This is a genomic window from Pinirhizobacter soli (genome assembly GCF_015905305.1).
GTDB lineage: Bacteria > Pseudomonadota > Gammaproteobacteria > Xanthomonadales > Rhodanobacteraceae > Pinirhizobacter > Pinirhizobacter soli.
On record NZ_JADZLQ010000001.1, the window covers coordinates 1,844,217 to 1,867,770 of the forward strand.

Consider the following 23,554-nt stretch of genomic DNA (forward strand, 5'->3'; position numbering starts at 1 on the left):
ACCGGCGCCTGGACATGGCCCTCAGGCGGCCGGGGTGACGTCCGCCTTGCCCAAGCGCCAGGCCACCCAGCCAAGTACCGGGATGATCAGGATCCGAAGACCCAGCGATAGATACATGTAAGTGAGGATCGGCCCCACGACGTTGGCCAGGTCGCCCGAGGCATCGGGCGAGGCCATGGCCACGGCAAGCCCCTCGCGCACCTGGGCAAGCGCACGCCACATCGAAAACACACCGGTGGCCGCCCAGACCGCCACCAGCAGGCATACCAGGCGTAGCGGCAGCACGGCGCGGCGCTTGCCACGCAACACCAACGCCGCCAGTGCGGCCAACAACGTGGCGGCGATGAAATAGGCGATATCCCAGCCAAGCTGGGCCTGCGCTGCCGGCGTACCGACACCTGTTCTGCCGTCGCGCAAGGCGAGCGAAATGCCGATGGCGTCGCGCGCGTAGAAGAACGCGCCGACGCCAGCGACCAGGACGATCAGCCAGGCGGCGATCCGCCAGCCGACGACCCTTGCCATCAGGCCTTGCCAGCCTTCATGGCATCCAGATCGGCCAGGACCTGGCCTGAGTTCTTCTCAGGATCGACGTCCTTGTAGATCTTCACGATCTTGCCGGTCGGGTCGATCAGGAAGGTTTCGCGGCGGGCGTACTGCATGCCCAGGTGGTTGGCCAGTACGTCGTAGCTGGTGGCCGTCTTCTTGTCCGAATCGGCCAGCAGCGGGAACGGCACGTGGTACTTGGCGGCGAACTCCTGGTGGGATTTGACATCGTCCACGCTCACGCCGAGCACGGTGGCGCCGGCCTTGTGCAGCTTGGCGATGTCATCGCGGAAGGTGCAGACCTCAGTGGTGCAGCCGGAGGTGAAATCCTTCGGGTAGAAATAAAGCACCAGCCACTGACCCTTGTGGGTTTCAAGCGTATGCCAGTCGCCCTTCTGGTCCTGTAGGTGGAAGTCCGGCGCCTGGGAGCCGACGGTGGGCGCGGCGAATGCGGGCATGACGGCGGCGAGCAGGAACAGGCAGATCGCCGATAGGGAAACGGTGGAGAGGCGGAAGCGACGCATGGGGAGCCCTCGGGTTAGTTAGCGGCGTGAGTGTACGCCGGGAAAAAGAAAGGCGCCCGCATGGGGCGCCTCCCGAGGGCATTGACCGGGGTAACCGGCCTAGCCTTACAGAAAAAATTACTTGACCCGGGAAATGGTCAGCTTGCCTACGTCCACGCCAAGGTTGACGCCCTCGCCCGTGCCGCTGAGCGCCAGCGAGACAGTGCCCTTGGACAGGACCTGGGCCCCGGCGCTCTTGACCACACCGGCGTCGGCATTGGCCGTGACGTAGTCGCCAAACACGTCGGTGATGCTATGGACGTTGCTGATCTCGCCCTTGCCGTCGTTGATGCGCCATTTGCCCGCGGTCAGGCCGCCACCGGTGATCTCCAGCTTTACCGTGGCCGTGCGCCCGTCGTCACAGCGGAGGGTGCCGGAACCTTCGGCGTGCTTGTAGATGACCGACCAGCCTTTGAGGTTGAAACGCATATGGCAGCGGAGGCCAGCGTCGTCCGCATGGGCGGCGGGGGCAGCGAAGGAACCGGCGGCAACGAGGGCGAGTACGGCAAGACCTGTCATGCGCTTGATCATTTTTTTCTCCTGGAAGGTGCGGCGGACGGGCATGGCCCGGGCTGGAGCGCAGTCTCCGATCACAAACATGAAGATTTTGCGATATCGCCATAGCTTGTTCAGCAACGGCAAGGTAGCGTGAACTCCCTTTCACACCCACCACCATGACGGGGCGTTCGCGGCCAGGTTTGCACGATCAAAGGCCACTGAAGGCATTCCAGGGGAGAACCCGATGCATCCCATGGCACAACGGGGCTGGCGCATCGTTCGCAACACCGCCCAGGGGTTTGGCGACGATGAACTGATGACCCGCGCCGCCGCGCTGGCGTTCTACTCGGCGCTTTCCTTCGCCCCGTTGCTGGTGCTGCTGATATGGATTGCATCGTCGCTGCGGCCGGAATGGCAGCAGCAGATGGTCGACGGCCTGAACCAGATGGTAGGCCCCCGCGCGGCCGAAACCACCCGCCTGGTGCTGGACAATGCCCGCCAGCGGCCGGGCGTGGGCAGCATGGCCGGGATCATCGGCCTGATCGTCACCCTGGTGGGCGCGTCGGCCGTGTTCGCCCAGCTGCAGGGCGCGATCAACCGGGTCTGGAGCCTGCAGCCGAAGCCGGGAAAAGCAGTGATGGGGTGGATCCGGTCGCGCATGCATGCAGTGGGGTTGATCCTCGCCCTTGCTTTCCTGCTGGTCGTCTCGTTCTCCGTGAGCGCCTTGATCGCGATGTTCGTCCAGGGTGGCACCGTAGCCTGGACGGCGCTCGAAGCGATCGTGGCGATGGCGGTGTTCGTCTTCGTCTTCGCGGCCATCTTCAAGGTACTGCCCGATGCCGTGATTGCCTGGCGCGACGCCCTGGTGGGCGCGGCGCTCACCGCGGTGCTCTTCGCCGCGGGCAAGTTCTGCATCGGCCTGTACCTGGACCACTCCAACGTCGGCGGGCCTTACGGCCCTGCCGGGAGCGTGGTGGTGCTGCTGGTGTGGGTTTACTACTCCTCGCTGATCCTGCTGCTGGGGGCCGAGCTCACCGAGGCGGTGGCCGAGGAACGCGGCGTGGCGATCCAGCCGCGGCCCCACGCCAGGCGCGTGCATGTCACGCGGCCCGGTCAGCCGCCAGACAGCGATTTTTGATGCCCGCGTCACAGCGCGGCAACCAGCATGGATGGTGTCCACCGTGGAGGAGACCCATCATGCACAAGATCATCATCCATGTAGCTGCCGCGAGCCTTGCCATGGCCAGCCTGACCGTGGGCGCGCACGAGGTTTGCCATAACGTACGCGTGGCGCACAAGGAATCGAGCGATACCCACCGCATCGCCGGCACCGCCATCGGCGCCGTGGCCGGTGGCCTGATCGGCAACCAGGTCGGCGGCGGCAAGGGCAAGACCCTCGCCACCGTGGCCGGCGCCGTCGGCGGTGGTTATGCGGGCAACAAGATCCAGCAGAACAACCAGCGCAAGCACACCTACTACACCACCGAGCGCCGTTGCCACGAAGAATGAGGGATGATCGGCAGCACACGCATGGGAGCGGACAAAGCACATGGTCAAGTACACACTGGTGGGCTATGACGGGTCGGACACGGCCCGTCGCGCCTTTGCCTTCGCCGTTGAACTGGCGCGGCTGGCCGGTGGCAGGGTTCGCGTGGTCAATGTGCTGCAGGTCGCCGAAGGCGGACCCGATGCCTCGGTATTGATGATGGCCGACTGCAGCAGCGAGCGTAGTGCCGCGCTGCTGGCGGAGCTCACCAGCCTGGTGCCCGATGCCCAGGCGCTGATCGATGTCGACATCGTCCACGGCAGCCCAGGCGACGCCCTGCTGACCCAGGTGCGCCAACATGGCGTGGACCATGTGGTGATCGGCCACACCGAGCGCGGGGCACTGGCGCGCTGGCTGCTCGGCTCGGTATCCACCGACATCCTGTCCAAGGCACACGTGCCGGTGACGGTGATCCGCTAGCGCGTGTCCTTCGAAAGGCTCGCCATGTCGATCACGAAGCGGTATTTCACGTCCGAGCGCAGCATGCGCTCGTAAGCCTGGTTGATATCCTGGATGGCGATCACCTCGATGTCCGAGACGATGCCATGGTCGGCGCAGAAATCGAGCATTTCCTGGGTTTCGGCAATACCCCCGATCAGCGAGCCGGCAAGCTGGCGGCGGCCGAAGAGCAGCGCACCGCCATGCACGGTAGGTGGCGTATCGGGCAGGCCGAGGAGCGTCATGGTGCCGTCGCGTTTAAGGAGCTGCAGGTAAGCGTTGAGGTCGTGCGGGGCCGAGACGGTGTCCAGGATGAAATCGAAGGTGGAGGCATGCTCCTTCATCGCGGCCTTGTCGTTGGACATCACCACGATATCGGCGCCCAGGCGCATGGCGTCGTCCTTCTTCGAAGGCGACGTGGTGAACTGCACCACCTGCGCTCCGAAGGCGTGGGCAAGCTTCAGCGCCATGTGGCCCAGCCCACCCAGGCCTACCACACCCACCTTGCTGCCCGGGCCGATCTTCCAGTGCCTGAGCGGGGAATAGGTGGTGATGCCGGCGCAAAGCAGGGGTGCCACGGCGGCAGGCTCGAGGTTGTCGGGAATACGCAGGACGAACGCTTCGTCCACCACGATCACGCTCGAATAGCCGCCCTGGGTGGGCGTGCCGTCCTGCCGGTCCTTCGAAGCGTAGGTTCCGGTGAAGCCTTTTTCGCAGAACTGCTCGAGCCCCTCCCGGCAGGACGGGCACTCCCGGCAGGAATCCACCATGCAGCCGACGCCGACCAGCTGGCCGGGGGAAAATTTCTTCACGTCGTGACCGGCGTCGATCACCCGGCCGACGATTTCATGGCCCGGGACCATCGGGAACTCACCCCTTCCCCATTCATCCCGTACCTGGTGGATGTCCGAATGACAGACCCCACACCAGAGGATCTGAATGACCACATCCGAAGGCCGGGGGTCCCGGCGCTGGAAATGGTAGGGGCCCAGGGGAGCCCTGGCATCCGGGGCGGCATAGCTGGAGGCGGGGATCATTGAAAGCTCCGGGGAAGGGGAAAACCCCGATGGTATGCCACCGGATGACCCCCCTGTCGCCTTCGGGGCCAAGCTTTGTAACAATCCGGTCACCTTATTCCCCGCTTTTCCTCGAGGACGTCGTAGCAGTGAGCTCTCCCTCCCTTCCCTGGTCGCTTGAAAACATCGACCTCGACGGCATCGACCTGGCGCGCGTCCGCGACAACGAAGACCTCTTCCTGCTGTTGTGCAGCGCCTCGTTCGTCGAGAGCGGTTCGGACCTGTACACGCACAACCTGATCGATCACTTCGCCGGCGACGACGAGCTGCAGGCCTGGCTGCGCGATCACTGGGAACATGAGGAAATGCAGCACGGCCGCGCACTGTCGGCTTATGTGCGGCACGTATGGCCGGAGTTCGATTGGGAAGCGGCCTTCAAGGGGTTCTTCGACGAGTACGGCGCGGTGTGCACCGCCGACGAACTCGAATCCAGCCGCGGCCTGGAACTGGCCGCGCGCTGCGTGGTGGAAACGGGCACGGCCAGCCTCTACCGCGCGCTCAACGACGTGACCGACGAACCGGTGTTGAAGACGCTCACCAACTTCATCAAGAGCGATGAAGTGCGCCACTACAAACATTTCTACCAGCACTTCCGCGTATACCGCGACCGCGAACGGATTGGCCGCTACCGCATCTTCCGAGCGGTGTTGAAGCGCGTGAACGAGATCAAGAGCGAAGATAGCGACATCGCCATGCGCCATGTGTTCGACCGACGCTATCCGGCGCTCGCCGGCAACCTCGCGGAGTTCCGCCGCGTCACCAGCCGCGCGCAGGGGCTGCTCAAGCGCCACCTGCCGGCGGAGATGACCGTGAAAATGTTATTGAAGCCGCTGGACCTTCCGACGCGGCTGCACAATGCGCTGGAAAAGCCGCTGACGAAGATCACCGAGCGGCTGTTCCTGCACTAGGACGCGACCGATCCGGTCACTTCTTTTTCGGCAATGCCGGGAATTTCGACGCATCGTAGCCGGCTGTCTCGAACACCACCGTCTGCTTGCCTCGATCGGCCGACACGATGTCCATCTGGATTTTCTTCACCTTCGGAAGTTCGGTGATGAACGCCTGGTCGTTCTTGATGAACATTGCAGGCTCGCCCGTGGTGGGCCGGTAACCCACCAGCGGGTGCGGCTTGCCGTCGTAGGTGGCGGTGATCTTGCAGTTGCCCGCGCAGGAAAAACCCTTGCCGCTGCCGAAGAGGAACACGCTCTGGCCCCAGGCGGTGTGCCGGCGCAGCACCAGGCGCACGCGATCGTCACCGGAGGGGCGGCTGGAATAGATCGTGGCGGTCACCTGGGTACCGCCGGCCATGGGCGCTGTCTGGTACTGCCAGAGGTTCTTCAGGCGCGCTTCCTCGGCATCTTTCTCCACCTTCACCTTCAGATCCGGAAGGGTCTTGTTGACCTCGGCGGCTGCGGGTGTGTCGGGATAGCGCTTGAGGATGTCCTCACCCATCTGCACCGCCATCGCCTCGTTATGGATCGACAGGAGCTTGCGGTAGGTTTCAAGCTTGCCTGCCGATTCATCCACCTGCGGCGCGGGCGCCGCCGCCTGCTGGGCGTCATCGTGACCCGAACAGGCAACCGTACCCAGGAGCAGCATCGACAGGAGCGCGGGGCGGAGAACGGGCATGGCGGGGCATCCGGTTTGAATTGCGGGGTATCTAGCTTGGACCGCAGCGCCCCGCCGCTGCAAGCGGCGCTACCATTGGCGCCTTTCCCAGCGAACAAGCCGCATGCCCGCTCCCACTGCCGCGACCGGCGAGTCGCTCTTCGCCCACCGGGCGTTCACGCAATTCTGGCTGGCGCGAACCGCCTCGAGCTTCGGCTTCCAGATGGTTTCGGTGGCAGTGGGCTGGCAGGTGTATGCCATCACCCATCGCGCCTTCGACCTGGGCCTGATCGGCCTGGTGCAGTTCATCCCTTCGCTGCTGCTGGCGCTGCCCGCGGGCCACGTGGCGGACCAGTTCGAACGGCGGCGCATCGTGCTGGGGGCGGACATCCTGGAGTTCTGTTGCATTGGCCTGCTGGCACTGGGGACCGTGCTGGGCGCGTTAAGCGAAACGACGATCCTGCTGCTGGTATTCGGGCTGGGCGTGACCAAGGCTTTCGAGTGGCCAGCGATGCAGTCGATGCTTCCGGGACTGGTGCCGCCCTCACTGTTGACGCGGGCCATGGCGGCGAACGGCTCCGGCGGCCAGGCAGCGATGATCATGGGGCCGGCGCTGGGCGGCTTGTTGTATATCCTCGGGCCCGAGGTGGTGTACGGAGTGTCGGCACTGCTGTACCTGGCAGCCGTGGGCTTGCTGTGGCGCCTGCGTTACGAGCACATACCGCCACGGCGGGAACCGGCAACCCTGAAGGTCCTATTCGCCGGCGTGCACTTCATCCGCCACCGCCCTGCCGTGCTGGGCGTGATTTCACTCGACCTCTTCGCGGTGCTGCTTGGCGGAGCCACGGCGCTGCTTCCCGTGTTTGCCCGCGACATCCTGCACACAGGCCCGTGGGGCTTGGGCTTGCTGCGTGCCGCACCGGCCGTAGGTGCGCTGCTGATGTCATTCTGGCTGGCCCGGCATTCGCTTGAGCGCCGGGTGGGACCGATCATGTTCGCCTGTGTCGCGGCATTCGGCGTGGCTACCATGGTCTTCGCGGTGTCCACCACGCTGTGGTTGTCCCTGGCCGCCCTGTTCGCCCTTGGCGCATTCGACATGGTCAGCATGGTGATCCGCGGCGCCCTGGTACAACTGGATACGCCCGACGACATGCGCGGCCGCGTGAGCGCGGTCAACGCCATTTTCATCAATACTTCCAACCAGCTGGGGGAATTTGAATCGGGACTGCTGGCGGCGGCCGTGGGGGCCGTCAACGCCACTCTTATCGGCGGGGTCGGCACGCTGCTGGTGGTGGGCCTGTGGATGTGGTGGTTCCCCTCGCTGAGGCAGCGCCAGGGGCTGCGTGAGGCACCCGGCAAGCCCGAAGGCGCCAGCGCCTCGCTTTAGGGGTCTTTGCAAAGCGCGTGGGTTTGGTCATAGGATGGACGTCTATACCGCCAAAGGCACACCCATGAAGCGTCTTGCCGCACTGCTGCTGCCCCTGGCGCTCGCCGCCGCCCTCCCGGCCACGGCCGCCTCCGGCAAGGGCCCGGCCACCATCGCCGCCGCGCTCGAGCAAGCTGCCCGCCAGCACAAGCCGGTGCTGATCGATTTCCAGGCTGTGTGGTGCTACTCGTGCTATTTCATGGCCTCGCACGTGCTTACCGGTGATGAGTTCAAGGCCCTGGAAAGCAAGGTGGTGTTCGTCGAGGCCGATGCCGACGCCCCGGACGGCCAGGCCTGGATGAAAAAGCTCAACGTGCATTTCCTGCCTACTTATGTGGCACTGGACGAACACGGCAACGAGCTTGGCCGCATCCTCGCCGAGCGCCCGCGTGACAAGTTCTATCCCGAGGTTGCAGCCATCCTCTCGGGCAACCAGCGCCTGGACAAGCTCAAGGGTGACGCCCAGAAGGGTTCGCTGGCCGCCGTAGCCGCGGTGCTGGACGACTACCAGAAACACTACGCGGGACCTGAGGGACTGGCCTGGTTCGACACGCTGCCACCGGTGGTGAAGAACGTCGCCGACAAGGACCGGGACGTCGCCCTAAGCCGGCAGCAACTACTGCTGCTCAAGGCCAAGGCAGACAAGGACGACGCCGCGACCGCCGATGCCGCCAAACACGTACTCGCCGGCCGCATCGACTGCCAGCGCCCCTACGTGCTCGATGACCTCCTTGCCGCCACCAAGTCGTTACCGCTGGAGCAGAAACGTGCGGCGGCGGCCGAACAGAAAGAAGCCATGCAGTCGTACGTCGACACCCAGGTACTGGTGGCCAACCCGCCGTGTGCCGACATCCGCAGTGGCGTGCTGTCGCTTGCCGACGTCGACGCCGCGGCAGGCGATGCCGCCGGCGAGAAAGCCATCCTGGACCGCGCCATCGACATGACGCGCGGCAAGCTTGGCGATAACGTTGCCAGCGATCGCAACCTCGCCGACAACCTGCGCGTGTACCTGCTGCGCGCCAAGCGCACCGACGAAGTGGATGCGCTCGAACTGAAGCTGATCGCCGCCTATCCGAACGACTACGTCTACGCCTACCGCCATGGCCGCAACCTGGTGGAGAACGGCCACGCGCAGGAAGGCTTGCCCTTCCTGGAAAAAGCCGCGACCAAGGCCTATGGCGCGAACAAACTGCAGGTGGCGACCTACCGCGCCAAGGCGCTGATCGCCCTGGGCCGCAAGGATGAAGCGAAGAAAGTGGTCGATACCGTGGTGGCGCAGGAAGGCAAGACCTTCCCCGAGGCTGCTGCGCGGCTACGGCAGACCATCGGCTAGGAGGCCCGCTACACTCGTCCTCCCCCGTCGCAGCGGAATGCCCCATTGATTACCGTTCATCATTTGAATAATTCGCGGTCACAGCGGGTGCTTTGGCTGCTGGAGGAGCTTGGCCTGCCCTACGAGGTGAAGCGCTACCAGCGTGATGCGCACACGATGCTCGCACCGCCGGAACTCAAGCGCGTGCACCCCCTGGGCAAGTCGCCAGTCATCACCGAGGACGACCGCACGATCGCCGAATCCGGTGCGATCATCGAATACCTGCTTGAACGCCACGGTCGCGGCCGCCTGGTGCCCGCGCCGGGCACCGACGACAAGCTCCGCTACACCTACTGGCTTCACTATGCCGAAGGCTCGGCCATGCCGCCGCTGCTGCTGAAACTGGTCTTCAGCCGCATCGAGTCCGCGCCGATGCCGTTTTTCGCCAAGCCTGTCGCCAAGAAGATTGCCCGGACGGGCCAGAAAACATTCATCGATCCGCAGATCCAGCTGCATCTGGACTACCTGGAAGGTCAATTGGGCCCGAACGGCTGGTTCGCCGGCGATGAGTTCACCGCGGCGGACATCCAGATGAGTTTCCCGCTGGAGGCCGCGGCCTCGCGCATCGGCCTGGAGGGCACCTATCCACGCCTTGCGGCCTTCCTGCAGCGCATTCACGCCCGCCCGGCCTATCAGCAGGCGCTGGACCGCGGCGGTGCCTACGACCTGCTTAGCTGAACGCATCGACGGGGCCACGCCGGGCTTTTTACGCCAGGCTCACGACGTCGGCGGCAACCTCGATGAAAAGTCGATACGCATGAGAGGGAGTGGCCGATGAGCAAGTACCGGGATCTTGAAAGTGCCGTCAACGGTGTATCCGGCCGAGTGCGTGGTTATGCGAGCGATGCGGCCGATCGTGCGTCGGATCTTGCAGACCGCGGACGCGATACGGCTTCGGATCTTGCCGAGCAGGGCCGCAAACTGGGCCTGAAATGGAGCAAGCGGGCCCGACAGACGCGCCCGATTGCCTACCTTGCGGAGGATTTCGCCGACGAGGCGAATTACCAGTACCGCCGACTGCGTCGCCAGGTGAAGCGTCATCCAGCCACCGCCGTAGGCATTGCCGCCGTAGCCGTGGGGACTTTCCTGCTGCTTCGACATATCTGGAACAACCGCGACGAATAGCTCCTTTGTTCCGCACCGTCTGAAAGAAAAGACCGGCCACGCGCCGGTCTTTTCGTATAGGCCTGCTAAAGCGTGTCGCGATGCGAGCCGGGTGATTCGCGCACGCGCCGAAAGCACTGGCGCACGATGTATGCGAATGCCGCCGGGACGGCACCATCGGATTTATCAGCGCAGGCGAGCGAGAGTTCGATCGCGCCAAGCCGAGGAAGCTCGATCCGGGGTACGAAGGTGCGGATGGGCGAAGGTACGGTGTTGGCAAGCATGGGCGTGACACCCAGGCCTGAACGGACCGCGGCAACCACGGAGGCGTGCGAGTGTCCTTCGAAACGAAGGCGGTAGCCACGACCCTCCCGCACAAGGGCGTCGATCGCCAGTTCGCGGTCAGGACAACCCTCGCCAAAGACAACAAGGTCGATGTCGCTGTCTTCCGAAGGATCTTCAAGGGCGCCGATCCAGCGCAAAGTCTCCACGTGCACCACTTCGGCAATGATCGAGGCTGGGCATGCCTGGGCAAGCAGGACGTCGATTTCTCCCCGTTCATAGCTTGCCCAAAGCCCTGGGCTATATCCGGTGCGCAGTTCTACCGTCACACCGGGCAACGCGTGATTGCACGCGGCAAGGATGGGCGGCAGGAAGCTGGCAGCATAGGTATCGGACATGCCCACGACGATCCGCGCACCGGAGGTCTCGCCCTGCATCGTCGAAAGCGCGGTGTCGTTGAAAGCGAGCATGTCCATCGCCAGCGGCAGCAGCTTGCGTCCACGCTCGGTAAGCACGAGCCCACGCCTGCCCCGCAGGAACAGCGCCCCACCCATCTGGCTTTCCAGCCGCTGGATCTGCTGGCTTACCGCCGACGGCACCCGATGCAGGCATGCCGCACCCGCGGCGATGGAGCCGGCCTCGTGAACCACGACGAATGATCGCAGGTAGGCGGTGTCGATCAATGCCGGGAGGGGTTTCTCCAGACGATAACTGGCGGGAACCTGGATGTCCCGCGAAAGCGTGCGCTGCATGGAATGCCCTGGGCTGTTGATTGCCTTGCGAGCATACGCATGCCAACAAAAAATCATTGCAGGATTCGTCCATTTTCGTGGACGAATCCTGCGTGATGGCTACGGCCGGATGCGTACCAGGCTGGTCATGGCATCGACGTAGGAAAGCTTCTCGTCGATCAGCAGGGGAAGCAGCGGGGTTACCGATACCTCGTTCGTACGCGTCCAGTGCTTGTGGCCCTGGGCGTCGAGATAGATCACGCCGCCAACGTCCTGGATGACGTACGGCTCCCCATTCACGCGTCCCAGGAACATCATCACGTGGCCGGGGATGTAGATCAGGTCGCCCACCTGGGCCTGCGCGATCGCCTTCATCCGCGCCTCGTGGCTATCGGCGGCGGTGAACAACTGGTGTGCAAGCTCCGGGCTCTTGGCCTGGTCACCGGTATTGCGCGGCATCTGCACACCCAGGCTACGGTAGACGTCGGAGACGAAACCACTGCAGTCGCGGCCGTTGTAGAGATGCCCCCAGCCGTAGCGCTCGCCGAGGAACTTGAACGCCTGGCGGATGACATTGGCCTGCGTCAGCGGCACGTAGTCAGGCTCACTGTCGGCATTACGCTGCAAGAGCGCCGGCTGGAAATGCAGCGAGCCATCCTGGGCACGCACGGGCAGTTGCAAGGTCCAGGATACGTACGGCCCCTGGCCGTTCACCGGCTCATCCGGCGGCAGGTCCGCCAACGGCACGCGCGCTCCCATATCCAGTTGCAGTTCCGACACCGCTGGCGCCTCCGGCGTGAACACGGTGCGCACCTTGGCGCCCGTCACCACCCGATAGGGCGTTTTATCAGCGTAGTTGAGCACTTCATCCCGGCTGCCAACGGCGATGGCCGACTTGTTCACCCACGCCGCGTAGCGCGGGCTCACCACGAAGTACCACTGCCCGTCCTCGCTTTCATGCACGATCACCACCGGGTCGCCGGGAAACAGCATGCTCTCCTGGAGGCTTTCAAAATCCGGCTGGTCGGGCACGGTGAAAGCTTTCAGATCCGTGGGGAAGGTGCGCAACGACTGCCGGGCCACGGAGATGCCATAGCGCGCCGTCACGTGTTCGGGAATCTTCTCCAGCGCGATGCTGGCCACGATCGGATCGACCACGGACTTCGGCAGCGGCTGGTTGTGTACGTCCAGTAGCGGCTTGGCCGGCATCTTCGATACCTTGGCGATCCATGCCTTGACCTGCCCGGCGCTGATTTGCGCGGGAATGTTGGCCAGGACGTACATCGACGGATCGTTGGCGAACGTGCGCGCGTTGAGCGCCTTCAATTCCTCTCGGCTGAAAATCACCTTGTCCGGCGCCGGTGCGCGGGCGATCCAGTAATCGGGCGAGAACATCGCGTCCTGGGTACCGATCACTCCGGATGCGGGCACGGGCAAGGTCGGTGCAGCAGCCAATGCATGGGCGCTGCCGAGGGCAAGGGCAACACCTAAGACGATGCGGGAAAGGTTGGGCACGTACGCACTCCAATAACGAAGGGATCAAGGTATCCATGGCAACACCCGTGCCAACCATAACCGCCTGAAAAACAAAGCCCTCCATGAAGGAGGGCGTTGTCCGCGGACGTATTGCCTGCCGATGCCGGACAGAAGTCCGGACGAGCTGGGTTACACCGTCATCGGGTTCGGCTTGTCCTGATCGAGCTTGTACTGCTTGAGCGCGCGGGTGACATCCTTGGCGTTGACCTTGCCGTCTTTCGCCAGCGCCGCCAGGGCGGCGTGAGCGATGTAATAGCGATCGACCTCGAAAAAGGCACGCAGGTTGTCACGCGTATCGCTGCGGCCGAAGCCGTCGGTACCGAGCACCGTGTAGCGCATGCCATCGGGCATGAAGGCACGGATCTGGTCGGCGTACTCGCGCACGTAGTCGGTGGCGGCGATGGCCGGGCCCTGGCGATCCTTCAGCAGGCCCGTGACATAAGGCACGCGAGCTTCGTCTTCCGGATGCAGGCGGTTCCAGCGCTCGGCGTCGAAACCGTCGCGACGGAGTTCCGAGAAGCTCGGGCACGACCAGATATCGGCCGACACGCCGAAATCCTTCTCGAGCAATTCGGCCGCGGCGATCACCTCACGCAGGATGGTGCCGGCGCCCATCAGCTGCACGCGTGGCTCGTTCTTCTTCGGCTTGCCGGCATCCTTGAACAGGTACATGCCCTTGATGATGCCTTCCTCGCTGCCCTTGGGCAGGTCCGGATGGCTGTAGTTCTCGTTCATCACCGTGAGGTAGTAGTAGACGTCTTCCTGCTCTTGCATCATGCGGCGCGTGCCGTCCTGCAGGATCACCGCCACTTCATACGAGAACGTCGGATCGTAGGACACCACATTGGGGATGGCGCCGGACAGCAGGTGCGAATGGCCGTCCTCGTGCTGCAGGCCTTCGCCGTTGAGCGTGGTGCGGCCGGCGGTGCCACCGATCAGGAAGCCGCGCGCGCGCATGTCGCCGGCGGCCCAGCACAGGTCGCCGATACGCTGGAAGCCGAACATCGAGTAGTAGATGAAGAACGGCAGCGTCGCCACGTTGGAGATGCTGTAGCTGGTGGCCGCGGCCATCCACGAGGCCATGCCGCCCGCCTCGCTGATGCCCTGCTGCAACACTTGGCCCTTCTGGTCTTCACGGTAGTACAGCAGCTGGTCGGCATCCTGCGGGCGGTACTTCTGGCCGAACGGGGCGTAGATGCCGATCTGCCGGAACATGCCTTCCATGCCGAAGGTGCGGGCCTCGTCGGCCACGATCGGCACCACGCGCGGGCCGATCGCCTTGTCGCGCAGCAGCAGGTTCATGCCACGCACCAGCGCCATGGTGGTGCTGATCTCGCGGTCGCCGGAGCTCTTGGTGATCTGCTCGAAGGCCTCAAGCCCCGGCGCCTTGAACGATTCCTCCGCCTTGCGGCGACGCTGCGGCAGCGCACCGCCCAGGGCCTTGCGGCGCTCGAGCAGGTACTGCACCTCGGGGGAATCCTTGCCCGGGTGGTAGAACGGCACCTCTTCGAGCTGGGCGTCGGTCACCGGGATATTGAAGCGGTCACGGAAAGCGCGGATGGCGTCGGTGTCCATCTTCTTCTGCTGATGGGCCGGGTTCTGCGATTCGCCCGCCGCGCCCATGCCGTAGCCCTTGACTGTCTTGGCCAGGACCACCGTGGGCATGCCCTGGGTGTTCACCGCCGCGTGGTAGGCCGCATACACCTTGTGCGGGTCGTGGCCGCCACGATTCAGGCGCCAGATGTCGTCGTCGGACATGTTGGCCACCAGCGCCGCGGTTTCCGGGTACTTGCCGAAGAAGTGCTCGCGGGTATAGGCGCCGCCGAAGGCCTTGCAGGCCTGGTATTCACCGTCGACGGTTTCCATCATCAGCTGGCGCAGCTTGCCGGAGGTATCGCGCGCCAGGAGCGGATCCCAGTAGCTGCCCCAGACCACCTTGATGGCATTCCAGCCAGCGCCGCGGAACACGCCTTCCAGTTCCTGGATGATCTTGCCGTTGCCGCGCACCGGGCCGTCCAGGCGCTGCAGGTTGCAGTTGACGACGAAGATCAGGTTGTCCAGGCCTTCGCGGCCCGCCAGTGAAATGGCGCCCAGGCTTTCCGGCTCGTCGGACTCGCCATCGCCCATGAAGCACCAGACCTTGCGGTCGGTCTTGGGCATCAGGCCGCGGTGTTCGAGGTACTTCCAGAACTGTGCCTGGTAGATGGCCTGGATGGGCCCAAGGCCCATCGATACCGTCGGCACCTGCCAGTAGTCGGGCATCAGCCAGGGGTGGGGGTAGGAGGTAAGCCCCTTGCCCTTGCCGGCGACATCCATGCGGAAGAGGTCCATCTGCTCTGCGCTGATGCGGCCTTCAAGGAAGGAGCGCGCATACACGCCCGGGCTGGAATGGCCCTGGTGGAACACCAGGTCGCCCGGATGGTCGACGCTGGGGGCGCGCCAGAAGTGGTTGAAGCCCACATCGTAGAGCGTCGCCGACGAGGCAAAGCTGGAGATATGGCCGCCCAGGTCGCCGGGACGACGGTTGGTACGCACCACCATGGCCAGCGCGTTCCAGCGGATGATCGAGCGGATGCGCCACTCCAGCGCCGCGTCGCCCGGGCTGCGCGCTTCATTCTGCGGCGCGATGGTGTTGACGTATTCGGTGGTGGGATCGAACGGCAGGTAGCCGCCGGCGCGGCGGGTGGAGTCCACCATGCGCTCGAGCAGGTAATGCGCACGCTCGGTGCCGTCGTGGTTGATGACGGCATTGAGCGATTCGACCCATTCCTGGGTCTCGGTGGGGTCGAGATCCTGGTGCAGGATGTCGGTGATCTGGTCCATGGTGCTCTCCGCAGCGCGTGGGGCGCGCCTGGCGTGGGGGTGGCGGGGAATTAAATCGGTCCACCCCCGAGTTTAGCAAACCCGCGCCATCCCGGACCGTCCTGCCCGCCGTAGCTGCCATGAATCAACCACATACGGCGCCGTATGGGAGCAGTCGGGTGGCGCTTTCGTCGCTAAGTCCTCAGTCGGCTTCGCCTCCCTGCGGAAGCGCGACGAAAGCGCCACCCGACCGCTCCCCGGACGCAACGGTGGGTTGTGGGGAAAGCGGGGCTTTCTCTGCGGGGTTGCCTCAGGAGTTGGGGGAGCGGCGGGGCGTCACCCTGAGAGCGCTTCCGCAGGGAGGCGAAGCCGACTGAGGACTTAGCGACCAGGGTGACGCCCAGCCGCTCCCCACTCGAGCCCTAGCCCCGATGGGCTTGCGCGCTGCGTATCTGGGCGTCGACGGCCGCGATCGCCGTCATGTTCACCACGCGGCGCGGGGTCGAGGCGGGCGTGAGGATGTGGGCGGCCTTGTCCACGCCCATCAGGATCGGGCCGATGGCCACGCCGTCGGTCATTACCCGGACCATGTTGTAGGAGATGTTGGCGGAATCCAGATTAGGCATCACGAACAGGTTGGCGCGCCCGCTGAGCGTGCTGTTGGGGAAGACCAGGCTGCGCACGTTCTGGTCCCAGGCGGTGTCGGCCTGCATTTCGCCGTCGACCTCCAGCTTGGGCACGCGCTGGCGCAGGATCTGGTAGACCTTGCGCATCTTGGCGGCGCTGGGGTTGTCGTGGCTGCCGTAGTTCGAGTGAGAAAGCAGCGCGACCTTCGGCTCGATGCCGAAGAGCTTCAGACGAAAGGTCGCCTGCAGCGTGGCCTCGGCGATCTGCTCGGCGGTCGGATCGATCTGCACATGCGTATCGAGGAAGAACCAGGCGCCCTTGTCGTTGATCACGCCGGTCATCGCCGACGTGCAGCTGACGCCCGGATCCAGCCCGAACACACTGCGCATATAGCCCAGCTTCTTGTGATAGCGACCGACCAGTCCGCAAATCATCGCGTCGGCTTCGCCGCGCTGGACCATGATCGAAGCGATCAACGCCGGCCGCGAACGCACCAGGTTCTTCGCCGCCGCCGGCGACACGCCACGGCGTTCGGTCAGGGCGTGGTACTGCTGCCAGTAGTCGTTGAAGCGCGGGTCGTCGTTGATATTGGTCAGCTCGAAATCCACGCCCTCGCGCATGCGCAGACCCAGGCGCTGGATGCGGGTATCGATGACGTCCGGGCGGCCGATCAGGATCGGGAAAGCGAGTTTCTCGTCGATCACCGTCTGCACGGCGCGCAGCACGGTTTCTTCCTCGCCCTCGGCGTAGACCACGCGCTTGCGGTCGGCACGCGCGCGCTCGTAGACCGGCTTCATGATCAGGCCAGTGCGGTAGATGAACTGGTCGAGCTTTTCGATGTAGCTTTCCATGTCCACGATCGGACGCATGGCCACACCCGAATCCATCGCCGCGCGGGCGATCGCCGGCGCCAGCATCACCAGCAGGCGCGGGTCGAACGGACGTGGGATCAGGTAATCCGCACCGAAGGTCGGCACGTCGCCGCCGTAGGCACTGGCCAGGTCGCCGGCCTCCATGCGGGCAAGCTCGGCGATGGCGCGCACGCACGCCAGCTTCATGGCTTCGTTGATCACCGTGGCGCCGACATCGAGCGCGCCGCGGAACAGATAGGGGAAGCACAGCGCGTTGTTGACCTGGTTCGGGTAATCCGAACGGCCCGTGGCGATGATGCAATCCGGTCGCACTTTCTTGGCATCCTCAGGGAGGATTTCCGGCGAGGGGTTGGCGAGGGCCAGGATGATCGGGCGCTCAACCATGCTGGCGACCATCTCGGGCTTCAAGATGCCGCCGGCGGACAGGCCCAGGAAAATATCCGCGCCTACGACGATCTCAGCCAGCGTGCGCTTGTCGGTGTCGCGCGCGTAGCGCTGCTTGTCCGGATCCATGTTGTCGCGGCCGGTGTACAGCACGCCGTCGCGATCGAAACCGAGGATGTTCTCAGGCTTCAGGCCCAGCGCCACCAGCATGTCCAGGCAGGCGATACCGGCGGCGCCGACGCCGGTGGTGGCAAGCTTTACGTCGCCGATCTTCTTGCCGACTACTTCCAGCGCATTGACCACCGCCGCGCCGACGATGATCGCCGTGCCGTGCTGGTCGTCGTGGAATACAGGGATCTTCATGCGTTCGCGCAGCTTGCGCTCGACGATGAAGCACTCCGGTGCCTTGATGTCTTCCAGGTTGATGCCGCCGAAGGTCGGCTCCAGGCTGGCGATGATGTCGACCAGCTTGTCCGGGTCGTTTTCAGCGATCTCGATGTCGAACACATCGATGCCGGCGAACTTCTGGAACAGCACGCCCTTGCCTTCCATCACCGGCTTCCCGGCGAGCGGGCCGATATTGCCCAGGCCAAGCACCGCGGTACCGTTGGTGATCACCGCAACCAGATTGCCGCGCGCGGTGAGCTCGCTGGCCTGCTGCGGGTCTGCCACGATCGCCTCGCAGGCATATGCCACACCAGGTGAATAGGCCAACGACAAGTCACGCTGGGTGACCATGGGTTTGGTGGCAGTGACCCTGATTTTGCCCGGGCGTGGAAGGCGGTGGTATTCGAGTGCTGCCTGCTTGAAATCCTCGGAAATAGCCATCGGTATCCTGCGCAAGAACTAAAGAAATAGGGGGTGCGCGTCACCTGCGCTCAGGGGAGCGATGTTAGCACCGACACGCTGCCAAGCCTTGACGCATTGCCACCAGGCTGATCCGACCTAGAGGCCGAGCGAGATTTCCTCAGCCTGTACGCCCGCCATGTGGATGTGGTTGACGAACAAGGAAAATGCGAGCTTCCCGGCCAGGCCATGCACGTGTTGCATCCACGGCGGCAGGTAGCGCGGCGGGGCGATGGCGCCGCTGGCGAAGAACGGCTCCAGGCTGATCACGTCGTGCAGGGCGAGCTTGCCGGCGAACAGGTGCCGCAAGTGATCCAGCCGCCGCTGGCGCAGCGACCAGCGGAAGAAGGTATGCACCGCAAGCAAACCAGACAGGTACACGTTGTCCTTGGCGAACGCCGAACCACCGGTCAATGGCACGCCACGGAACACGCGCTGCGCCGAATGGAAACTGTCCGGCACGTTCTGGCCGCAGCTGCGGAAGTACTGGTACACCTCGACGAAGTCCGCGCCATTCAACGCCATGTCGATGGCAAGGATGCGCAGGCTAATTCGCTTCAGGCGCGAGATGTCGATGGCGCCAGACATGAGTTCGGCGAAAACAGCCAGGCCTTCCTGGGTGGCGGTAACGCGCGGCGAGGTGCGCGCCAGCGAGGCCAGTACCGGCTGCTCGCGGCCGTTCAGCGCGGTGAGCGAATGCACGAACGCCTCGTGGGCCATCAGCTGGTGGCGGTCGTATTCGGTGAAGCTGGCACCGCCGCGCAGGCGGATGCGGGTGGCGCCGGCCGCGGCCTTGGCGGTGAGTTCCGGATCGACCACCACGGCGATGCGGTCGGCACCGAAGAACGCATCCAGTTGCGCGGCCATGTCCTGGCGGAGGTCCGCCGCGGCGATATGTCCCTCGGCGTCCTCGGTGTCCAGGTCCGCGCCCAGTTCGTCGGCCAGCTCCACGAAGTATTTCGCGGCATCAAGATTGCTGCGCTTGCGGCTACCGGGAATGCCATCACCCGGGCGGCCATAAAGCTGGATCGAAGGCTCGGTCACCGCGTGGGTACCCACGGCCTCGAGCATGGTGGCCGCCACGCGCCACGATTGCGCGGTACGGCGCAGGTACTCGGCGATGGGGTGGTCTTCACCCGCTTCCAGCTCGATGCGCTCAAGCTCGCCGCGCGCGGCGGAGAGGTCCGGCCGCAGGTATTCGATCTCCGGCAGCGAGAACCTGCCGACGCGGTAGGCGGTGATCATCCGCTCCTCGAGCGAGGCCGGCCAACCGACCGTGGGCAGGATGCGGATGGGGCGAACGGCCTCGAGCAAACGCCGGTCGAGCATGGCGAAGCGTTCGAGTTCCGGCGAAGAAACCATGGCGGGAACGTCCATGACAGCCGATCTTACCTGTCCCGGTCGCGTCGCGACGAGTGTTTACCCGGAATCCGTGGACTGCGTCGCAGCCGCGCCTCGAGCGTGGCGGCCTGCTGTTCACGCTCTTCGTGCAGTTTCAGGAAGCTGCGCCAGCGCTGCAGGGAGAGCTCGCCCGTGCCAAGCGCCGCCTGCACCGCGCATCCGGGCTCGTTGGTGTGCCCGCAATCAGCGAAGCGGCAGTCGGCCGCCAGGGCCTCGATATCGGCGAAGAGATCGAGGTTTTCCTCACCCGTGAGCTTGAGCTCGCGCATGCCCGGGGTGTCGATCAGGCAGCCGCCGGAGGGCAGCTGCAACAGCGCGCGGTGGGTGGTGGTGTGCCGGCCGCGGCTGTCGTGTGCGCGCACGGCGCCGGTGGCCATGCGCTCCTCGCCCAGCAGCGTGTTGGTAATGGTGGATTTGCCCGCGCCGGACGAACCCACCAGCACCGCGCTATCGCCTGGTTGCAGGAAAGCCAGCACCGGCGCTACGGAGGCTACATCCTTGCTGTTGAGTGCGATCACTGGCGTGGCATGGCCCAGCCGTTCGTGCACGGCTGCCACCGATGCCTGCGGATCCGGCGCGCTGTCGGCCTTTGACAGCAGCACCACAGGTTGCGCACCGGAACCTTCCACCAGCGACAGGTAGCGCTCGATGCGGGTGGGGTTGAAGTCGCCGTCCAGGCCCATCAACACCAGCACGTAGTCGATGTTGGCGGCGATCACCTGGCGCTCGTAGCGCTCGCCGGCGGCGGCACGCACCAACAGGGTGCGCCGCGGCAACACCGTTTCGATCACCGGATGGGTGTCGCCGGAGAGAAGCACGAAGTCACCCACGGCGGGCCGCAGCGAGGGATCCAGGCCGCGTTTCAGGAACGTGCCGGCCGGCTGGGCGTTGAAGAGCTGGTCGCCGTCGTGCAGCTCGTAGCCTGCCCGATGCTGTGCAACCACACGGGCAAGCCGGCCCGGACCCGCGTCAGCGTCGCCACGCCAGCCGATCCGGCGCAGCCGCTCGATGTCCACGGGGTCCGTCATAGGCCCTGATTATGCCATTGGTTCGCCTCGCGGCAGGCCATCGACGCTGATACAGTGCCAAACAAGACGAATTCCCGGCACGTGAACTTTCGATGGCATTGATCCGACCCAGCGCCCACCTGGCCGACGTCCGCTATGAGATCCGCGGAGCCCTCACCCGCCGGGCACGCGAGATGGAAGCCGCCGGCCACCCCATCATCAAGCTCAATATCGGCAACCCGGGCCGCTACGGTTTCCGCACGCCCGACCACCTGCGCCAGGCCATTGCCGACCACCTGACCGATAGCGAACCCTACGGGCACGAACAAGGCCTGGAAGAGGCCCGTGAAGCCGTGCTCGCCCAGCAGCGCGCCCACGGCGCGGAAGGAGCGGACGTCGAGCGGATCTTCATCGGCAACGGCGTGAGCGAACTCATCGACCTGGCCTTGCGCGCGCTGCTGCAGCCGGGCGACGAAGTGCTGCTGCCGAGCCCGGATTACCCGCTGTGGAGCGCGGCTACCATCCTTAACGATGGCAAGCCCCGCTACTACCGCTGCCCCGCCGAAAACGGGCATCTGCCCGATCCTGAGGAAATCGAGGCCCTGGTCACGCCGCACACGCGCGCCATCGTGCTGATCAACCCGAATAATCCGACGGGCGCCGTCTACCCGGAAGCACTACTCCAGGCCATCGTGGCGGTGGCACGGCGACACGGCCTGCTGTTGCTGTGCGACGAGATCTACGACGAGATCCTCTACGACGACACTCCTTTCCAGCCGCTGGCCAGGCTCGCCGCCGACCACCCTTGCGTGAGCTTCGGCGGGCTGTCGAAGGTGTATCGCGCCTGCGGGTACCGCGTGGGCTGGATGAGCCTGTCGGGCCATCCGCGCCTCACCGCGGACTACCGCGACGCGCTGCAATTGCTGGCGGCCCTGCGTCTTTGCGCCAATGTCACCGCCCAATGGGCCGTGCGGCCGGCCATTGAAGGCGCCGCCACCATCGGCGAACTCACCCGCCCCGGTGGCCGCCTGCACGAGGCAAGGCGGGCCGTGATCGAAGGCGTCGCTGCCAGTCAATTCCTGGACATGGTCACCCCCGGCGGCGCCCTGTACGGCTTCCCGCAGGTCAAGGCAACGGCCCTGCCGGTGTTCGACGATGCGGCCTTTGCCCTGCGCCTGCTGGAAGACGAAGCCGTGCTCATCGTGCCCGGATCGAGTTTCAACCTGGCCGCCAGCCGGCACCTGCGGCTCACCCTGCTGCCGGAGCCGACGCAACTGCGCGAGGTGTTCGTGCGCATCGATCGTGTGCTTGGCGCCATGGTGGCAAACGCCCATCCAAAAGCCACGGCCGCCGCCGTGGCCTGACGCACGGCGGTAACCTCGCTGCCATCGGGCGGCGACACTACACGCCGATACTGTCGTCCCGGGAAGACTCACCGGGGATCGACGCCATGGGCCGTTTACGCTGCCGCAGCGCCTTCATATCAGATGTCCATCTGGGTACGCCCGATTGCAAGGCAGGCTACCTGCTGGATTTCCTTACCCACCTGGATTGCGAGCACCTGTACCTGGTCGGCGACATCATCGACCTGGAGGCTCTCGCCCGCCGCCACTGGTGGCATGCCGACCACGGCGCCGTGGTCGGCCAGCTGCTGGCCATGGCCGAGCGCGGGGTGAAGGTCACCTATATCCCGGGCAACCATGACGCCCCGCTGCGCGGCCTGGCCGGCCAGGCGATCGGCGGTATCCGCGTGGAGCTCGACGCCATCCACGAAGGCGCCGACGGACGGCGTTACCGCGTAAGCCATGGCGATGAGTTCGACGGCGAATCGATCGGACGCACCTGGATGCTCTGGGCCGGTGAAGTGCTGCATCGGGCGATCTGCTGGACCAACCGCCGCGTGCACACCTTGAGGAGCTGGCTGGACCAGCCCTACCTGCCACTGTCAATCATCATCAAGTCACACGTGGGCAAGGCGCTGGCCTATATCCGCGACTTCGAAGAGCGCGTGGCCAACGACGCGCGCGAGCGCGGACTGGATGGTCATATCTGCGGCCACATCCACTTCGGCCACGTGCGCGAGATCGACGGCGTGCTGTATCTCAACGACGGCGACTGGGTGGAGCACTGCACGGCGATCGTCGAAGACACCTGCGGGGCCATGGAGCTGATCCACTGGAGTGGCCATCGCGCCCGGCTGGGACGCGCCAGCCGCGAAACCATCCTGCCCTCGCCCGCAGAAGCCTTCGGCCTGCGCCCGCTCACCTCCCTGCCGGCGGCCCTGTTGTCCTTAAGGACCACCCAGCCTTAAGGCCTCCACCATTCCTACACACACACCTGCCCATATTCCCGACGAACACTACGAGGAATCGGCATGCGCGCAGGTCTGATCGTCATCGGCATCATCCTGCTGGCCGCAGGAATCTGGGTAGTAGCGGGCAACGCCAGCTACCGCGATACCGACACCGTGGCCCAAATCGGCCCAGCCAAGCTCACCGCCACACACGACCGCGCAATACCCCAATGGATCGGCATCGCCGGCATCGTCATCGGCGGCCTCCTCACCGTAGGCGGCATAGCCCGCAAACGCTGAAAAACACTGCAGGGGTGGATCCACAAGGCCGCTCCAGCGGCCTTTTTTTTCGCCTTGCTTCGGGCGTTAGAGCCGGAGCGGGGAGGGGTTGGGTGTCACCCTGGTCGCTAAGTCCTCGTCGGCTTCGCCTTCCTGCGGAAGCGCTCTCAGGGTGTCACCCAACCCCTCCCCTCGACCCCTGAGGCGACCTGCAAGGAAAACGCTGCCCGTGATCGCGGACTGCAGGCATCGACACCCTGCTCTCCCCACACCCCACTGTTGCGTGTGGGGGAGCGGGGGGGGGGGGGGGGGGGGTGATT

Annotated in this window: 22 protein-coding genes; 11 read left to right on the plus strand and 11 right to left on the minus strand. The window is 65.0% G+C overall.

From position 1 onward, the window contains the following. Window positions 1-21: 21 nt before the first annotated feature. The 3 genes from NDK18_RS08115 to NDK18_RS08125 all read right to left on the minus strand — a co-directional run bounded on the left by NDK18_RS08115 (window position 22) and on the right by NDK18_RS08125 (window position 1,637). A complete protein-coding gene (locus NDK18_RS08115; protein ID WP_250627496.1) occupies window positions 22-522 on the minus strand; it encodes a hypothetical protein in 501 nt (166 codons plus the stop codon). Next, on the minus strand, window positions 522-1,067 hold the full coding sequence (locus NDK18_RS08120) for a peroxiredoxin (RefSeq protein WP_250624789.1): 546 nt from the start codon (window positions 1,065-1,067) through the stop codon (window positions 522-524). Before NDK18_RS08120 ends, NDK18_RS08115 begins: the two co-directional genes overlap by 1 nt. A 117-nt stretch (window positions 1,068-1,184) precedes the next feature. After that, a complete protein-coding gene (locus NDK18_RS08125) occupies window positions 1,185-1,637 on the minus strand; it encodes a hypothetical protein (RefSeq protein WP_250624788.1) in 453 nt (150 codons plus the stop codon). A 211-nt stretch (window positions 1,638-1,848) separates the two neighbouring features. Between NDK18_RS08125 and NDK18_RS08130 the strand changes: the two genes are divergently transcribed. The 3 genes from NDK18_RS08130 to NDK18_RS08140 are packed head-to-tail and all read left to right on the plus strand — an operon-like array spanning window position 1,849 to window position 3,570. Continuing rightward, complete coding sequence (locus NDK18_RS08130) at window positions 1,849-2,742, plus strand: YihY/virulence factor BrkB family protein (RefSeq protein ID WP_250627497.1); 894 nt, start codon at window positions 1,849-1,851, stop codon at window positions 2,740-2,742. A gap of 59 nt (window positions 2,743-2,801) precedes the next feature. Then, the gene (locus NDK18_RS08135; RefSeq protein ID WP_250624786.1) at window positions 2,802-3,113 is read left to right on the plus strand and encodes a glycine zipper 2TM domain-containing protein; all 312 of its coding nucleotides are present in this window, start codon (window positions 2,802-2,804) and stop codon (window positions 3,111-3,113) included. 40 nt (window positions 3,114-3,153) lie between these two features. Continuing rightward, window positions 3,154-3,570 carry a universal stress protein gene (locus tag NDK18_RS08140; protein ID WP_250624785.1) on the plus strand — a complete coding sequence of 139 codons (417 nt, stop codon included), beginning with the start codon at window positions 3,154-3,156 and terminating at the stop codon, window positions 3,568-3,570. Here the strand turns inward: NDK18_RS08140 and NDK18_RS08145 are convergent. Beyond that, complete coding sequence (locus NDK18_RS08145) at window positions 3,567-4,625, minus strand: NAD(P)-dependent alcohol dehydrogenase (protein WP_250624784.1); 1,059 nt, start codon at window positions 4,623-4,625, stop codon at window positions 3,567-3,569. The two genes, NDK18_RS08140 and NDK18_RS08145, sit on opposite strands and share 4 nt — an antisense overlap. A 128-nt stretch (window positions 4,626-4,753) precedes the next feature. Here NDK18_RS08145 and NDK18_RS08150 point away from each other — a divergent pair, with 128 nt between their 5' ends. Then, on the plus strand, window positions 4,754-5,572 hold the full coding sequence (locus tag NDK18_RS08150) for a ferritin-like domain-containing protein (protein WP_250627498.1): 819 nt from the start codon (window positions 4,754-4,756) through the stop codon (window positions 5,570-5,572). A 16-nt stretch (window positions 5,573-5,588) separates the two neighbouring features. On the opposite strand, the gene NDK18_RS08155 is transcribed toward NDK18_RS08150, so the two are convergent. Beyond that, the gene (locus tag NDK18_RS08155) at window positions 5,589-6,293 is read right to left on the minus strand and encodes a hypothetical protein (RefSeq protein ID WP_250624782.1); all 705 of its coding nucleotides are present in this window, start codon (window positions 6,291-6,293) and stop codon (window positions 5,589-5,591) included. Window positions 6,294-6,396: 103 nt separating this feature from the next. Between NDK18_RS08155 and NDK18_RS08160 the strand changes: the two genes are divergently transcribed. From NDK18_RS08160 to NDK18_RS08175, 4 genes are all read left to right on the plus strand, one after another. Then, window positions 6,397-7,659 (plus strand): MFS transporter, encoded by a 1,263-nt coding sequence (locus tag NDK18_RS08160; RefSeq protein WP_250624781.1) that lies wholly within the window; start codon window positions 6,397-6,399, stop codon window positions 7,657-7,659. 64 nt (window positions 7,660-7,723) lie between these two features. Then, window positions 7,724-9,031, plus strand: a complete 1,308-nt coding sequence (locus NDK18_RS08165) for a thioredoxin family protein (protein ID WP_250627499.1) — start codon at window positions 7,724-7,726, stop codon at window positions 9,029-9,031. A gap of 45 nt (window positions 9,032-9,076) precedes the next feature. Beyond that, window positions 9,077-9,748 (plus strand): glutathione S-transferase, encoded by a 672-nt coding sequence (locus NDK18_RS08170; RefSeq protein ID WP_250627500.1) that lies wholly within the window; start codon window positions 9,077-9,079, stop codon window positions 9,746-9,748. 96 nt (window positions 9,749-9,844) lie between these two features. Next, complete coding sequence (locus NDK18_RS08175) at window positions 9,845-10,195, plus strand: hypothetical protein (RefSeq protein ID WP_250624778.1); 351 nt, start codon at window positions 9,845-9,847, stop codon at window positions 10,193-10,195. Window positions 10,196-10,260: 65 nt separating this feature from the next. On the opposite strand, the gene NDK18_RS08180 is transcribed toward NDK18_RS08175, so the two are convergent. From NDK18_RS08180 to rsgA, 6 genes are all read right to left on the minus strand, one after another. Next, window positions 10,261-11,208: a LysR family transcriptional regulator gene (locus tag NDK18_RS08180; protein WP_250624777.1), complete on the minus strand. Its 948-nt coding sequence runs from the start codon at window positions 11,206-11,208 to the stop codon at window positions 10,261-10,263. Window positions 11,209-11,307: 99 nt separating this feature from the next. Beyond that, window positions 11,308-12,702: a C40 family peptidase gene (locus NDK18_RS08185; protein ID WP_250627501.1), complete on the minus strand. Its 1,395-nt coding sequence runs from the start codon at window positions 12,700-12,702 to the stop codon at window positions 11,308-11,310. A gap of 150 nt (window positions 12,703-12,852) precedes the next feature. Then, window positions 12,853-15,546: a pyruvate dehydrogenase (acetyl-transferring), homodimeric type gene (gene aceE, locus NDK18_RS08190; protein WP_250627502.1), complete on the minus strand. Its 2,694-nt coding sequence runs from the start codon at window positions 15,544-15,546 to the stop codon at window positions 12,853-12,855. A 401-nt stretch (window positions 15,547-15,947) separates the two neighbouring features. Beyond that, entirely contained in the window at window positions 15,948-18,236 is a 2,289-nt protein-coding gene (locus NDK18_RS08195; protein ID WP_284691491.1) for an NADP-dependent malic enzyme, read from the minus strand. 117 nt (window positions 18,237-18,353) lie between these two features. After that, window positions 18,354-19,631, minus strand: coding sequence for a peptidase MATCAP family protein (locus NDK18_RS08200; protein ID WP_250627503.1), 1,278 nt, complete (start codon window positions 19,629-19,631; stop codon window positions 18,354-18,356). 11 nt (window positions 19,632-19,642) lie between these two features. Next, window positions 19,643-20,683: a ribosome small subunit-dependent GTPase A gene (gene rsgA / locus NDK18_RS08205; protein ID WP_250624773.1), complete on the minus strand. Its 1,041-nt coding sequence runs from the start codon at window positions 20,681-20,683 to the stop codon at window positions 19,643-19,645. Between the two features lie 92 nt (window positions 20,684-20,775). Between rsgA and NDK18_RS08210 the strand changes: the two genes are divergently transcribed. The 3 genes from NDK18_RS08210 to NDK18_RS08220 all read left to right on the plus strand — a co-directional run bounded on the left by NDK18_RS08210 (window position 20,776) and on the right by NDK18_RS08220 (window position 23,255). Then, window positions 20,776-22,026, plus strand: a complete 1,251-nt coding sequence (locus tag NDK18_RS08210; protein WP_250627504.1) for an aminotransferase class I/II-fold pyridoxal phosphate-dependent enzyme — start codon at window positions 20,776-20,778, stop codon at window positions 22,024-22,026. A gap of 86 nt (window positions 22,027-22,112) precedes the next feature. Then, complete coding sequence (locus tag NDK18_RS08215) at window positions 22,113-22,973, plus strand: UDP-2,3-diacylglucosamine diphosphatase (RefSeq protein ID WP_250624771.1); 861 nt, start codon at window positions 22,113-22,115, stop codon at window positions 22,971-22,973. A 63-nt stretch (window positions 22,974-23,036) separates the two neighbouring features. Next, complete coding sequence (locus tag NDK18_RS08220; protein WP_250624770.1) at window positions 23,037-23,255, plus strand: hypothetical protein; 219 nt, start codon at window positions 23,037-23,039, stop codon at window positions 23,253-23,255. Window positions 23,256-23,554 lie beyond the last annotated feature (299 nt).